Annotated in this window: 14 protein-coding genes; 5 read left to right on the top strand and 9 right to left on the bottom strand. The window is 38.7% G+C overall.

Annotated features, from left to right (window positions below):
* Positions 1–152 precede the first annotated feature (152 nt).
* Together TP70_RS03330 and TP70_RS03325 are read left to right on the top strand one after the other, a co-directional pair.
* On the top strand, positions 153–1,490 hold the full coding sequence (locus TP70_RS03330) for a YihY/virulence factor BrkB family protein (protein ID WP_044359309.1): 1,338 nt from the start codon (positions 153–155) through the stop codon (positions 1,488–1,490).
* A gap of 48 nt (positions 1,491–1,538) precedes the next feature.
* Positions 1,539–2,114 (top strand): beta-class carbonic anhydrase, encoded by a 576-nt coding sequence (locus tag TP70_RS03325; RefSeq protein ID WP_044359308.1) that lies wholly within the window; start codon positions 1,539–1,541, stop codon positions 2,112–2,114.
* 214 nt (positions 2,115–2,328) lie between these two features.
* On the opposite strand, the gene vraR is transcribed toward TP70_RS03325, so the two are convergent.
* From vraR to map, 5 genes are all read right to left on the bottom strand, one after another.
* Positions 2,329–2,958, bottom strand: a complete 630-nt coding sequence (gene vraR, locus TP70_RS03320) for a response regulator transcription factor VraR (protein WP_044359307.1) — start codon at positions 2,956–2,958, stop codon at positions 2,329–2,331.
* A complete protein-coding gene (locus tag TP70_RS03315) occupies positions 2,948–3,991 on the bottom strand; it encodes a sensor histidine kinase (RefSeq protein WP_044359305.1) in 1,044 nt (347 codons plus the stop codon). Before TP70_RS03315 ends, vraR begins: the two co-directional genes overlap by 11 nt.
* Positions 3,988–4,689, bottom strand: coding sequence for a cell wall-active antibiotics response protein VraT (vraT, locus tag TP70_RS03310; RefSeq protein ID WP_044359304.1), 702 nt, complete (start codon positions 4,687–4,689; stop codon positions 3,988–3,990). The genes TP70_RS03315 and vraT overlap by 4 nt, the downstream gene beginning before the upstream one ends.
* Before the next feature lie 12 nt (positions 4,690–4,701).
* Positions 4,702–5,091 (bottom strand): hypothetical protein, encoded by a 390-nt coding sequence (locus tag TP70_RS03305; RefSeq protein WP_044359303.1) that lies wholly within the window; start codon positions 5,089–5,091, stop codon positions 4,702–4,704.
* 98 nt (positions 5,092–5,189) lie between these two features.
* Positions 5,190–5,939 (bottom strand): type I methionyl aminopeptidase, encoded by a 750-nt coding sequence (gene map, locus TP70_RS03300; RefSeq protein WP_044359301.1) that lies wholly within the window; start codon positions 5,937–5,939, stop codon positions 5,190–5,192.
* A gap of 96 nt (positions 5,940–6,035) precedes the next feature.
* Between map and TP70_RS03295 the strand changes: the two genes are divergently transcribed.
* Positions 6,036–7,034 carry an FUSC family protein gene (locus TP70_RS03295; RefSeq protein WP_044359299.1) on the top strand — a complete coding sequence of 333 codons (999 nt, stop codon included), beginning with the start codon at positions 6,036–6,038 and terminating at the stop codon, positions 7,032–7,034.
* Between the two features lie 54 nt (positions 7,035–7,088).
* Here the strand turns inward: TP70_RS03295 and gatD are convergent, their stop codons facing one another.
* Both gatD and murT read right to left on the bottom strand, forming a co-directional pair.
* Positions 7,089–7,817 carry a lipid II isoglutaminyl synthase subunit GatD gene (gatD, locus tag TP70_RS03290; protein WP_044359297.1) on the bottom strand — a complete coding sequence of 243 codons (729 nt, stop codon included), beginning with the start codon at positions 7,815–7,817 and terminating at the stop codon, positions 7,089–7,091.
* Positions 7,810–9,129 (bottom strand): lipid II isoglutaminyl synthase subunit MurT, encoded by a 1,320-nt coding sequence (murT, locus tag TP70_RS03285; RefSeq protein WP_044359295.1) that lies wholly within the window; start codon positions 9,127–9,129, stop codon positions 7,810–7,812. The genes gatD and murT overlap by 8 nt, the downstream gene beginning before the upstream one ends.
* 139 nt (positions 9,130–9,268) lie before the next feature.
* Here murT and ftnA point away from each other — a divergent pair, with 139 nt between their 5' ends.
* A complete protein-coding gene (ftnA, locus tag TP70_RS03280) occupies positions 9,269–9,772 on the top strand; it encodes an H-type ferritin FtnA (protein WP_044359293.1) in 504 nt (167 codons plus the stop codon).
* Positions 9,773–9,882: 110 nt separating this feature from the next.
* Positions 9,883–10,443 (top strand): 3'-5' exonuclease, encoded by a 561-nt coding sequence (locus TP70_RS03275; RefSeq protein WP_044359291.1) that lies wholly within the window; start codon positions 9,883–9,885, stop codon positions 10,441–10,443.
* Here TP70_RS03275 and dinB read toward each other — a convergent pair.
* Entirely contained in the window at positions 10,438–11,508 is a 1,071-nt protein-coding gene (gene dinB, locus TP70_RS03270; RefSeq protein ID WP_044359289.1) for a DNA polymerase IV, read from the bottom strand. The genes TP70_RS03275 and dinB overlap by 6 nt on opposite strands.
* Positions 11,509–11,704: 196 nt before the next feature.
* The coding region (locus TP70_RS12850; protein ID WP_156962258.1) for a MucBP domain-containing protein at positions 11,705–14,140 on the bottom strand (2,436 nt) is incomplete at its 5' end.

Here is a 14,140-nt window from a genome sequence, read left to right as displayed (position 1 = left end):
GTACCTAGACGACGATACATGTATCATAATTGGGGGTGAGATACTGTAATAGAATGTCGAAACTTGCTTGTCTGTAAGTTTGCTTTCTATACGTTATCTCACTCTCTTGATATGTCGTTCGTACATTACAACACTATATAAGGAGTAAATTTATGTCAGAAAAACAAGAAACGTCTGAAGGTTTAGTGGATAAGATTAAGGACAAATTGCACCATGATGATGAACAATCAGACAACCATCCTGATCGAAAAGGAGATGCAAGCGGCGAGGTCGATACAGACAGCCATTTCGTAAAACCCCAACCTTTTCAATCTAAAGAAGCACCTAAAGACAATGAAACATTCTTTGTCTCGCGTATTAATAAACCTGTTAAATATTCAGACAGACCCAACTTTCTCAAATATTTAATCTATCGTATTAGTAAAGATGATGCATCTGGTTTGGCAGCGCAACTTGCTTACTATTTCATGTTGTCGCTCTTCCCAATGTTAATTTTTATTTTATCACTCGTGCCGCTCTTTAATATCGAGCGCGAAACGATTGTAAAACAAATTTCAGAAAACGCACCGGCTGATACAGCTTCTATTATGACGAGTATTATCGATGACATTATGGGCAATGCCAGTGGTAGTATTTTATCAATCGGTTTGGTCCTTGCCTTGTGGACGGCTTCAAATGGGATGACAGCCATGATGAACGCCTTCAACGTTGCATATGACGTAGAAGACAGCCGTAACTTTATCGTTTCAAAAGCACTTGCCGTATTGTTCACCCTTATTTTAGGTATCACATTACCCGTAACCATGGTCCTGTTTACATTCGGTGAACAAATTGGTAACCTCTTGTTCGGTCCACTCGGCTTGGACGAAGAAGTTCGTTGGATTTTCAGTCTAATTCGTACGGCGTTACCAGTGATTGCTATTTTTATTGTTTTCACTGTTCTATATACCGCTGCACCGAATATTAAGATCAAATTAAAATCCGTGCTTCCAGGGGCACTTTTTGCAACTGTTGTATGGATTGTCGGTACAATCGGCTTCGGTTACTACGTTTCTAACTTTGCAAACTACTCTAAAACATATGGTAGTATCGGGGGCGTCATCGTCCTAATGTTATGGCTCTACATTACAGGTTTTATTTTGATCATTGGTGCTGAAATCAACGCCATTATTTACCAACGTAAAGTGGTCAAAGGTAAAACACCTGAAGAGCAAACGTATGACCAGCTTGAAGAAGAAAATGAACAAGACCTTGCGAAAGCGTATAACAATTATGAAGATGATACAGATAACGATGATCAACGACAAGATGATACAGATAAGAAAACATCAACAAGTCAGAACGATAGCGATCATCAACAAGATGACACAACAACATCATCTACTGATCATCCGACGCAAAGTCCACAAAAGAAATATAGCGCACCAGAGAAAGTTGAACGTGACAATGATGGCTATTCACGTCACATTAAAACAACAAAAGACGCGTAACAGTTACAATAACTACTTTACAACACCGTACTTTTAGGAGGCGTCATCATGACATTACTATCCGATATATTAACGTACAATAAAACATTTGTAGCCAATAAAGAATACGAAGCTTATACTGCGACAAAAGTACCTGCTAAAAAGGCGGTACTCGTAACTTGCATGGATACACGCTTACAAGATTTATCCACGAAAGCACTTGGCTTTAACAATGGCGACTTGAAAGTGGTTAAAAATGCAGGTGCGATGATTACCCACCCTTATGGCTCTACGATGCGTAGTATTCTCGTGGGCATCTATGCTTTAGGTGCTGAAGAAGTAATTATTATGGGGCATAAAGACTGTGGTATGGGTAATATTGATGTAGAGAAAGTCATGTGTACGATGGCGTCACGTGGCATTGATACGAAAGTGTTTGATTTACTGCAGTATTCGGGTATTGATGTCGCACATTTCTTAAAAGGCTTTGACGATGTATATGACAACGTTCATCATAACATTAAATTGATTTATGATCATCCTCTATTTGATCAAAACGTACCTGTTCATGGTTTAGTCATTGATCCGCATACAGGCGAGCTCGACTTAATTCATGATGGATATACACACAATCAAATAAACTAATACATCTAAGCGTACAATCACACGGTTGTGCGCTTTTTTAGTACTATAAAATAAAAGATAAAAATATACTCAAGATGATATTGACGTACCAGGACGACGCTCTACAGTCATTCATGGCACACGCTTATATTTACCTGAAGCTTGTGAATAATGTGTCACAAGAATGATGGACAGCAAAAAAAGATGAGACAGCCTATGCCATCTCACCCGTTTACTATTCAATTAACCCGTGTTGGAACGCATAAATAACCGCTTGCGTACGGTCTTGTACTTCTAACTTACTTAATATATTACTCACGTGTGTTTTAACTGTTTTGATCGTAATATGTGATGCACTGGCAATTTCTTGGTTGGAATACCCTTTGGCAATCAATAACAATATTTCCATTTCTCGCTCTGTTAACATTTCATATAACTCAGCACGTTGTTTCATACGATTACGCATTTTCACTAAAACTTCCGCTTCAAACACAGATTCCCCTCGGCTCGTTTTGCGTATCGCTTCTGCAATATCACTCGCACTCGTCGTTTTTAAAATATAACTGTCTACGCCGGCATCTAACGCACGATAAACTTCTTTATCCTCTATGTAACTCGTTAACATGACGACTTTAATTGATGGCAAGTCTTTCTTAATTTGTGTTGTCGCTTCAACACCGTCCATATCCGTCATTACTAAATCCATTAATATCACATCTGGGTGCAGTTCGTGCGCTTTTTCAATCGCTTCTCTGCCCGAACCCCCTTCGCCGACTACTTCAATATCACTTTGTGTCGATAAATAACTCGAAATACCGATACGTACCATTTCATGATCATCCACAAACAATACTTTAACTGTCATATTGTCCCTCCTTATCTAATGGTGCTTTTACTTCAATACGTGTCCCTGCATTCGGCAACGATACAATATGGAACGTTGCACCAATCTCTGTTGCACGCTCTCGCATATTTTTCAAACCATAACTCTGTTCCATTTTATCATCTGGGTTAAAACCAATACCGTCATCTTGAATACGCAATAACAAATACCCTTCACGATTCAATAACTCTACGCTTACCTGTGTGCCGTTTGCATGACGTAACGTATTAGAGATCGCCTCTTGCGTAATACGGAATAAATGGTCTTCAATCCCTTTTGGCACATCAAACGTGTCAATTTCATACATAACTTTCATCGGTACTTTACGTTGCAAGTCTGTCACTAACGACTCAATACCTTCACCTAACGTTTTGTCTTTCAAGCCGATTGGACGCAAATGAAGGAGCAATGCACGCATCTCCAATTGCGAGTCTTGAATCATTTTTTCCAACGTAGGAATTTGTTGATCTAACGGCGGTGTCAAATCTGTTTCTTTAATTGCGGACAACATCATGCTCGCTGCGAATAACTGTTGCGACACACTATCGTGCAACTCTCGTGCTAAACGTTGACGCTCATCTTCAATAATTTTTTTTACTTTCAAATCATTCATATTATATTGCTCATTCGTTAAGCTCTGCGTTTTAATACGCAGTTTATGCAGTTCTTGATTGAGCGGTACGAGCGTTTGATACAACGTAATTGTTTCATTATATAGCTCGATTTGATGATCGTTGATACCGACTGTTTCGCCTTGAATTGCACGTTCAATTTGTTCTTGCACCCAATCGTTTTGCTGATTAATCTTATAAGCAATAATACTGCCGACAAGAATACATAAAAATACAACAATTAAGTTCAAAAACAAAAATACTGGCACGCCAAAAATTTGCTTATAAAACATCCCTTGAAAAAAAATAATGTTCACAAACACCTTATCAATAAAGAAAAAGGTTGTCAGCATGGCATACACTAATATCAACATAGCTCCAATCGTACGCACGTAGTGATTCATCGGAAAATCACCTCAACATCGCCTAACATCGTTGACGCATAGATGTTCACCGTATAACTATCCGCTTTTTGTTGCGTATGCATCGTAACATTCGTATTTTCAATTTTTTGGCGTTGTTGTGCCATAATTGCCGTACCGTAAAATGCTGCTACATTTAAATTCACTTGATAGTTCAGCGGTACAATTACTTGCACTTTTCCAATTAAATGACGCACCACAATATTGTTTTGCGCCTTGAGATTTGCCGCTTTTGTCATATCAATATGCACATCGCCAATCCCATGCTGAATTTGTAAATCTTCCCATTTGTAAACATAAACAGGTGTCTTTTGCTCACCAAACCACTTTTGTTTCACAAACGTCTCACTATGTTCGTCCTCTTCTGTTGCAATGACTGATAGTGGTTGACGTTTGTATTTAATATAGCGGAATGCAATGATTAACATAAAAATAAATAAAATGACAAGGGTATATTTATTGGATAGCAATGTAAAACCAATCATTAATGCCCCAATCCAAAAACAGAGCAACCCACGCATTTTATGAAAATATATATAACCGACATACATCAAAATACTGCCCAACAGCAACACAAACAAAAACCCTATCTTTTCGAAAAAGATATAGTAAAAGTTTGCAATAACCATTAGTGCAGTAAAGAGTATGAGTAGTTCAGTCGAAATATATTTTTGCGTCATATTTCCACCTTTCTAGTATGCATTAACTAACGTTCTTAATAAGTGACATTCACACTTCGTATATGCCTTATCTGCATCAAGTTGCGAATAGTAACTCTCTAATTGGGCATACTCACTTTCTATTTTGTTCAATTCTTCTTTTAGAGATGCCATTGTCGCATCATAAATGTTAGATGCATGATCGATATGATAATCATCCATCAAGCTGATATATTTATTTTCTAACTCTAACATGCGTCTGTCAATCATAAGCTGTGCTTGTGTCTTTTTACGTTGAATATAGCACATCGTTTCATCAATTGCCTGTAGTTTTAAATCTAAAGACGTCAAATAATGATATAGCCCTTGTTGATAGCATTGGTTTAAAAAACGTGCCATATAGGTCTTCATCAGTTGCATCATAACGGTATCACCTCATCTGTTACTACCATTATAAAAAAGTCCCGTAACCTTTGTAATAGGCTACGGAACCATTTTGCTTTAAGACTTAAGACCGAAAGCTATAGCTTTGTCGTTAAAACTGGGCCATCTTTCGTTACAATCACTGTATGTTCAATTTGGGCAACATAACTTTTATCAGATGTTTCAAACGCCCATTCATTTTTACCTTCAGTGACAAAAGACGCATTAGATGAGATAAACGGTTCAACAGCAAGTACCATGCCTTCTTTAAGCAACGTTTTCTCATGTGGATCGAAATAATTCATAATATGTGCCGGTGCTTCATGCAATGATTGACCAACACCGTGCCCTGTTAAGTTTTTAATGACTTTTAAGCCGTTTTTACGTGCTGTTGCATGCACTGCTTTCCCGATTTGGCTGAGCTTGCTGCCAACTTTTACTTTCGCCATTGCCGCTTCAAACGCTTCTTCCGCTACATCACATACTTGTTGTTTCATAGGATCATCCGTTTCACCAACAACAAATGAAATACCTGTATCAGCATAGTAGCCATTTTTTAATGCAGACACATCAATATTCACAAGGTCGCCTTCACGAATCACACGTTGACTTGGAATACCGTGTGCAACTTCTTCATTCACACTAATACATGTTTGACCTGGGAAGTTTTCGTCATGAATCGGCGCCGACAATGCACCTTCTGCTTCGAACATCTCTTTAGCAATGTTGTCCAATTCCTTTGTTGTAACACCCGGCTTTGTTGCTGCTTGCATCGCATCTCTTACTTTTGCACAAATCGCACCAATTTCTAGCAAAGCTTGGCGTTCTTCATCAGTTTTTACTATCATCGTAATCCCTTTCCTTTTTCTAAATTGTATACCGTACTTATTATAACAAAATTTTTTTGATATACTAGAAGTAAGTACAAATCAGGAGTTACGCGCATGAAATTGAAATCGTATAAAAAGGTGATAGGTGCCCGGACGATCAAAACGGGACTCGCTACATTTTTAACAGCATTATTCTGTCTTTCACTCAACTTAAATCCAATTTTTGCAATTTTATCAGCCGTTGTGACCATTGAACCGACTGTCAAAGCATCGATTCATAAGGGCTATAAACGACTTCCAGCCACTGTCATGGGGGCTTTTATTGCCGTTGTTTGTACCTACTTCTTTGGTGATGACTCTGCCATTGCATACGGATTAACAGCAACGCTTACTATTATTTTATGTATTAAATTCAACTTACATCCGGGTATTCTTGTTGCAACACTAACCGCACTGGCAATGATTCCAGACATTCATGAAGATTATATTTTCAATATCGTTTCGCGATTATTAACGGCCATTATTGGACTCGTAACAGCTGGACTCGTTAACTTTATGGTGCTTCCCCCTAAATATTACGAACAAATTGAAGCACTCATCGAATCTTCAGAACGTCAAATTTATTTCTTATTTGATGAACGTATGAAAGAATTGTTAATCGGAAAGTTTCAATCTGATAAGAGTGACATGCTCGTTGAGAAGTTGCATAGTTGCAATACACGTATTGAGGAACTGTTAGGCTATCAGCGAGATGAACTCAAATATCATAAGGCGAAAAATCGTTCAGACGAATGGATGCGTCTGCGTAAATTAACCAACCGTGCTCATGAAAATCGTCTACTACTCACGCATTTATCTAACATCATCTATTTGCCGCAAGACGCGATGATGGTGTTTACCGACCATGAAAAAGAAGCGATTATCTCAATTTCGCAACGTATTGATCAAATATTCCAATGCGGTACATTCAAACCCGAACGTAAAGCAGCTTCAACACTTAAAAACTCAGTGAAATGCTTAAACGAATTTGATACAAATCAGATTAAAAGTCATACAATATATGAAATTTTGTTAATTTATCGTATTTTACTACTGCGCTATCGCGTTAAGTAACAGTAAACAGCCCTTATCTTGATGCAAAATATCCTCAAGATAAGGGCTGTTTGATTATTTCTTTTTATTCTTTTCAGCACGTGCAACTAACACTTGTTTTGCTTGTTCTTCAGCAACATTGTCGATGTGTTCTGGTTCAAAAGGAATCCCTTTACGTTCCGCTGCTGCACGCAATAAATAATCCGTCATTTCATGATTTTTAGGTAGTACGGGGCCATGCAAATACGTACCAAGCAAGTTTTTGTAGTGTAACCCTTCTTGCTTGTCTGTGTCATTATTGCCATAACCGTGCGTTACACGACCTAGCGTATTGTATGAATGATACGTACGACCACCATGGTTTTCAAAACCAACAATTGTACCGAACTGTTCACTTTCGATGACAATATCACCTGTTAAACGCTCGGGCTGTGATTCAGTATAAAAATCAAGAATGTGTAATCCTTCAAGTGCTTTACCTTCTGGTGTCACATATTTTTCGCCTAAAAACTGATAACCACCACATACAACAAGACCTGGAAGACCCGCTTCAATCGCTTCTTTTAATTGTGTTTTAATCTTCGTTAATTCTTTTGTCGCAATCGCTTGTTCTCTATCACTGCCACCACCGATAAAGAAAATATCTGCATCGTCCATATTAATGCCGTCCGTTTCATTGATATCTACCACATTAATATGAATATTACGTTGTTTCGCACGATATTTTAATGCCATGATATTGCCAATATCGCTGTATAAGTTCAGCTTATCTGGCATAAAATGAAATACTGTCAACTCATGCATGTCCGTGTCCCTCCTTAAAAGAGCGCTCTAACTGATCCAACATCGGTGCTAGAGATGTATAGTTAGGAATTGCGACCGTCATACTTGGATAGTCCATTGTCATTGCAGTTGCTTTATGAATATCGCGCTCAACAATAACAGGCACATCGACTTCAGCTAACTTCAATCTCAACTGCAATTCTTCAGCACGACTACCTGTCACAATAATTGCTTCAATCTCTTGTTGTTGCAGTTTTTCAAAATCTGCATCATAGATCCAAGATGTGTCGCGACCATCAGCAGGAAAATCATTCAAACTAATCAAGTATACTTTACGACCTTCCAACTGTTCGCCTGTTGCGATAGACGCATTCATACCAGCAGGATTTTTCGCCAAGTTAATTAACGCTTTCTTTTGATTGCGTTCAAAGTATTGCATACGGCCATTATCTGACGTATACGTCTCAAACCCCTTTCTAACCGCCGCATCATCAAGTCCGAGCTCTCTTAACACCGCATACGCTGCAAGGGCATTATACGCATTAAAGTCCCCTGCAATTTTCATATTAAATGTCGCATCGTTAACAGTCATTTGAACAAATGGTGTCACGGAAAACGTTGATACTGCATAATGTGGCTCATGTCGATTAAAACCACATTGACAGCTATAATGTCCAAGTTGATTGTAATGAATATAACTGTACACTAAACGCTCTCCACAATTTGGACAATAACGACTTTCATTCATAGACGATTGTTCAAAATCATGGGCATGCGCATCCATACCGTAATAGGTCACATTATCACTCGCTATTTTCAAGCGACTAACAAATGGATCATCGGTATTTAAAATCAATTGGATGCCTTTACCACTAATCGCTGACAGTATATTGTTAACCATAATATCTATTTCGCCAAAACGGTCCATTTGATCACGGAAAAAGTTTGTAAAGACCATTTTAGTCGGTGTCATTTCATTTAATACACGTGGAATAGAACCTTCATCAATTTCTATCACAGCAATTTTGGTATTAGGGGTAGATTGTACGATAAACGCGGAAGTAATACCTGCCGCCATATTCGCCCCTTCATTGTTATGGATAATTGGAATCCCGTTCTGTTTCAATGTATGTCCGATTAAGTTTGATGTCGTCGTCTTACCGTTTGTACCACTCACAAACACGACTTCATCTACTTTTGCTGCTAAAGCTCTTAGAATGTTTGTATCAACTTTTCTGGCAACTTGTCCTGGCAAATCCGTTCCTTTTTTACCGGCTGCACGACTCGCCTTTCTCGCAAGCTTTGCCAATGTTATCGCTGTCCATTGTCTCATTCGATTTCTCCTCCATTTTTACCTATTGTATTATAACATGTAGGACGCATTTATAAAATTAAAACTCGCCCCGCTTATCCATTGCAATCACACGCTGTCTATGTGTAAACTACTATTAAAGACTTAGGGAGGTAATACAATGTTAGATAAACAATTATTAGATGCACTCAATGATCAAATGAACCATGAATTTTTCGCAGCACATGCGTATATGGCAATGGCTGCTTATTGCGATAACAACTCATACGACGGCTTTGCAAACTTTTATATCGAACAAGCGAAAGAAGAACGTTTCCACGGTCAAAAAATTTACGACTACATTAATGACCGCGGTGAAAAAGCGATCTTTAAAGCATTAGATGCACCGAAAGTAGACTTCAATTCAATTTTAGAAACGTTTGAAGACGGCTTGAAACAAGAACAAGATGTAACAAGAAGATTCTACAACTTATCTGAAATTGCAAATGAGAAGAAAGATTACGCAACGATTTCATTCTTAAACTGGTTCTTAGATGAGCAAGTTGAAGAAGAGTCTATGTTTGAAACACATATCGATTATTTAAAACGTATCGGTGACGATTCAAACACATTGTATTTATATGAAAAAGAACTTGCAGCACGTACTTTTAACGAAGAAGCATAATTTTCTATTTATAATAGGAAGAAACATGGGGTGTGCCATTGCGTAACACCCCTCTTTCAATTAACGTAGTCATAGTACGATCCTCGTAACTTATCAATGGAGATGATGTCATGTCACACAACGCTTATATCGCACTCGACTTTGAAACAGCAAATTATAAACGCACAAGTATTTGTTCAGTAGGGATGGTTAAAATTATTGATCATCAACTCACGGAATCTTTTTATACATTAGTCAATCCGAATGACTTCTTTGCTGCACGTAATATAGAAGTCCATGGTATTCAACCTCAAGATGTTGTGACCGCACCAGATTTCAAAGAAGTATTTCCTTATATGTTAGATTTTATGGAATCTTTACCTATCGTTGCGCATAATGCGGCTTTTGATATGTCCGTGCTTCACGCAAGTCTAAAAGCTGCAAACATCCAGACACCTGACCTTACATACTTCTGTTCATGTCAACTTGCCCGCCGTACTGTGTCTTCACAGCGCTATGGCTTGAAACATATGATGCAGTATTACAATCTAGACTTTCATGGTCACCACGATGCATTGAACGACGCTAAAGCATGTGCCATGATTACTTATCGCTTATTACAACACTATCCGAACCTACAAAACGTGCTTGATATTTACGGTAAACGACTACGCGATAAAGATGCTTTATAAAAAGTCATATATCGTCATATTACGAAAAGCTGCATCTTGCAGTGTTCCGACTGTTACACCTATTAAACGAATAGGTATTTCTGGATCTTTAACCGCATAATATAAATCATACGCAATTTTATATATGTCACTCGCACTTTGAACGGGTGTATTCAAACTTTGCTGTTTCGTATGTGTCACAAACGTATTCGTCTTAATTTTTACCGTCACCGTGTATCCTGCTTTTTGAAGTTTCTCTAACCTCCCTTCAATTTTGTCACACAACATCTCAATCTTTCTTAAAATCTCGTCATCTTGATTCGTATCAACTGAAAAAGTCCTTTCGGCACCAACGCTTTTCCGAATGCGATTGCTTTTGACCTCTCTGTCATCTTTGCCACGCGCTCTATCGTATAAAGACTTTCCTCTTTTACCAAATAAATAAATTAAATCTCGCTCACTACGTTCATATAAGTCTGCCCCCGTGTAAATGCCATGCTCATGCATTTTCTCTTTCGATACTTTACCAACGCCTGGAAAATCGCCAATATCAAGTTTCATTAAAATATCATGTACATTGTGATGTGTAATCACCGTTAAGCCGTTGGGTTTATGCATCCCACTGGCTAACTTGGCTAAAAATTTGTTGTAAGAAACACCCGCACTTGAGGTGAGTCCTGTTTCTTGCCAAATATCATAGCGAATCCTTTGGGCAATTTGGGAAGCAGATTGCTTTGGATTAACCAGTGCCGTAATGTCCAAATAAGCTTCATCTAAAGAAAGTGGTTCTACAAGAGAGGTATAGCGATGAAATATTTCCATAATTTGTTGTGAGACGGCACGATATACTTCAAACCTTGGCGTTAAATAAAAGCCGTCTGGACAAAGTTGATGCGCTCGTGACATCGGCATTGCTGAATGGACACCAAACGCACGTGCTTCGTATGACGCCGTCGCCACAACACCACGCCCACTCGCTTTGCCGCCAACAATGACAGGTTTCCCTTTTAATCTAGGATTGTCACGTGCCTCAACTTGCGCAAAAAAATAGTCCATATCAATATGTATAATACGCCGTTCTTTCATAAACTCACCTCCAATATACAAATTTTTGAATCATATATATTTACTTTATTATACAAAATTAGATTCCTATCAATCTATTAATCTGCTAGTCCATGACTACTTTGTAATTGCAGAAAATAAAAAAGCGATAACCCCTTTAATAGAGATTACCGCTTTAGTATTGAAGTTATTTAACTGATTTGATTACAAAATGCGCTTAGTCTTCACGACGGTTGCGTTTTGTTAATCTTACACCAGCTAATAATGCTAAGAATCCAAATGCTGTAACGAATGGGTTATTCGTATTACCTGTTTCTGGTAATTCTTTATCCATCGCTTTATCAGCTTGTTTCATACCTTTATCATCCATGTCTTTAGATGGTTGATCCATTGCTGGTTTTTCAGGTTGTCCTGGTTTACCTGGCTCTTCTGTTCCTGGTTTACCTGGTTCTTCTGTTCCCGGCTTACCTGGTTCTTCTGTTCCCGGCTTACCTGGTTCTTCCGTTCCTGGCTTACCTGGTTCTTCTGTTCCCGGCTTACCTGGTTCTTCTGTTCCCGGTTTACCTGGTTCTTCCGTTCCTGGTTTACCTGGTTCTTCTGTTCCTGGTTTACCTGGCTCTTCTGTTCCCGGTTTACCTGGCTCTTCTGTTCCTGGTTTACCTGGCTCTTCAGGTGTTGGTTTTTCAGGATCTTCTTTTACTTTGTAGATGTAAGTAACGTCTTTATTACCTTTACCAACTTTACCAGTTTCTTCATCGCCATCTTTCACTTTTACAAGTACATATACTTTGCCATCTTTACCGATGATCTCTTTTGGAATTTCTTCACCATTTTCATTTGTATTGTACTCAGTGCCAACTGGTGATTTAGGTGTGTCCACTGTTGGGTCTTTAATCACATTACCGTTTTCATCTTCGTAATGCACTGTTACTGTACCTGCTGGTACATATGGTACTGGTGTATCTTGTGTTGGATCGTTCGGATCCTTCGGTGTTGGTGGTTCATAACCTTTTGTCGGATCGTTTGGATCTTTTGGTTTCAATGGTTCACTTGGATCTTTTGGATCTACTGGAATGAAGCCATCGATGTCTGGTAACGGTGGATTATCCGTTGGATCTTCTGGTGTTTCATCGTAGTCCACTGGATCCATTGGTTCGCCTGTATTAGGGTTTGTTGGATCTAATGGATCGTTAGGGTCCGTTGGATTTTCTGGATCTGCTGGAATATACGGAATGTATTTCCCTGGCTCTTCTACTGGTACTTCTGGTGTTGTTGGATCTTTCAACTTGTAGATGTAAGTAACATCTGTATTACCTTTTACTACTTTACCAATTTCTTGGTCGCCGTCTTTCACTTTTACAAGTTCATATACTTTTCCGTCTTTACCAGTGATTTCTTTCGGAATTTCTGTACCGTTTTCATTTGTATTGTACTCAGTACCTACTGGTGATTTCGCTGTATCTACAGTTGGATCTTTGATCACATTACCGTTTTCATCTTGATAATGGACTGTTACTGTACCTGCTGGTACGTATGGTACTGGTGTATCTTGTGTTGGATCGTTCGGATCCTTCGGTGTTGGTGGTTCATAACCTTTTGTCGGATCGTTTGGATCTTTTGGTTTCAATGGTTCACTTGGATCTTTTGGATCTACTGGAATGAAGCCATCGATGTCTGGTAACGGTGGATTATCCGTTGGATCTTCCGGTGTTTCATCGTAATCGATTGGATCAATTGGGTCACCTGTATTTGGATCTACCGGTGGGTTCAATGGATCGTTAGGGTCCGTTGGATTTTCTGGATCTACTGGAATATACGGAATGTATTTTCCTGGCTCTTCTACTGGTACTTCTGGTGTTGTTGGATCTTTCAACTTGTAGATGTAAGTAACGTCTGTGTTACCTTTTACTACTTTACCAGTTTCTTGGTCTCCGTCTTTCACTTTTACAAGTTCATATACTTTTCCGTCTTTACCAGTGATTTCTTTCGGAATTTCTGTACCGTTTTCGTTTGTATTGTACTCAGTACCTACTGGTGATTTCGCTGTATCTACAGTTGGATCTTTGATCACATTACCGTTTTCATCTTCGTAATGGACTGTTACTGTACCTGCTGGTACGTATGGTACTGGTGTATCTTGTGTTGGATCGTTCGGATCCTTCGGTGTTGGTGGTTCATAACCTTTTGTCGGATCGTTTGGATCTTTTGGTTTCAATGGTTCACTTGGATCCTTAGGATCTACTGGAATGAAGCCATCGATGTCTGGTAACGGTGGATTATCCGTTGGATCTTCCGGTGTTTCATCGTAATCGATTGGATCAATTGGATCACCTGTATTTGGATCTACCGGTGGGTTCAATGGATCGTTAGGGTCCGTTGGATTTTCTGGATCTACTGGAATATACGGAATGTATTTTCCTGGCTCTTCTACAGGTACTTCTGGTGTTGTTGGATCTTTCAACTTGTAGATATAAGTAACGTCTGTGTTACCTTTTACTACTTTACCAGTTTCTTGGTCTCCGTCTTTCACTTTTACAAGTTCATATACTTTTCCGTCTTTACCAGTGATTTCTTTCGGAATTTCTGTACCGTTTTCGTTTGTATTGTACTCAGTACCTACTGGTGATTTCGCTGTATCTACAGTTGGATCTTT

The sequence above is a fragment of the Staphylococcus microti genome (assembly GCF_000934465.1).
Lineage (GTDB): Bacteria > Bacillota > Bacilli > Staphylococcales > Staphylococcaceae > Staphylococcus > Staphylococcus microti.
This window is presented reverse-complemented; position numbering and strand designations above follow the sequence as displayed.

Bases quoted from the DNA above. Each gene is read 5' to 3' on its own strand.
- TP70_RS03330 (WP_044359309.1), top strand. From the start codon at position 153: ATGTCAGAAAAACAAGAAACGTCTGAAGGTTTAGTGGATAAGATTAAG.
- TP70_RS03325 (WP_044359308.1), top strand. From the start codon at position 1,539: ATGACATTACTATCCGATATATTAACGTACAATAAAACATTTGTAGCC.
- vraR (WP_044359307.1), bottom strand. From the start codon at position 2,958: ATGACAGTTAAAGTATTGTTTGTGGATGATCATGAAATGGTACGTATC.
- TP70_RS03315 (WP_044359305.1), bottom strand. From the start codon at position 3,991: ATGAATCACTACGTGCGTACGATTGGAGCTATGTTGATATTAGTGTAT.
- vraT (WP_044359304.1), bottom strand. From the start codon at position 4,689: ATGACGCAAAAATATATTTCGACTGAACTACTCATACTCTTTACTGCA.
- TP70_RS03305 (WP_044359303.1), bottom strand. From the start codon at position 5,091: ATGATGCAACTGATGAAGACCTATATGGCACGTTTTTTAAACCAATGC.
- map (WP_044359301.1), bottom strand. From the start codon at position 5,939: ATGATAGTAAAAACTGATGAAGAACGCCAAGCTTTGCTAGAAATTGGT.
- TP70_RS03295 (WP_044359299.1), top strand. From the start codon at position 6,036: ATGAAATTGAAATCGTATAAAAAGGTGATAGGTGCCCGGACGATCAAA.
- gatD (WP_044359297.1), bottom strand. From the start codon at position 7,817: ATGCATGAGTTGACAGTATTTCATTTTATGCCAGATAAGCTGAACTTA.
- murT (WP_044359295.1), bottom strand. From the start codon at position 9,129: ATGAGACAATGGACAGCGATAACATTGGCAAAGCTTGCGAGAAAGGCG.
- ftnA (WP_044359293.1), top strand. From the start codon at position 9,269: ATGTTAGATAAACAATTATTAGATGCACTCAATGATCAAATGAACCAT.
- TP70_RS03275 (WP_044359291.1), top strand. From the start codon at position 9,883: ATGTCACACAACGCTTATATCGCACTCGACTTTGAAACAGCAAATTAT.
- dinB (WP_044359289.1), bottom strand. From the start codon at position 11,508: ATGAAAGAACGGCGTATTATACATATTGATATGGACTATTTTTTTGCG.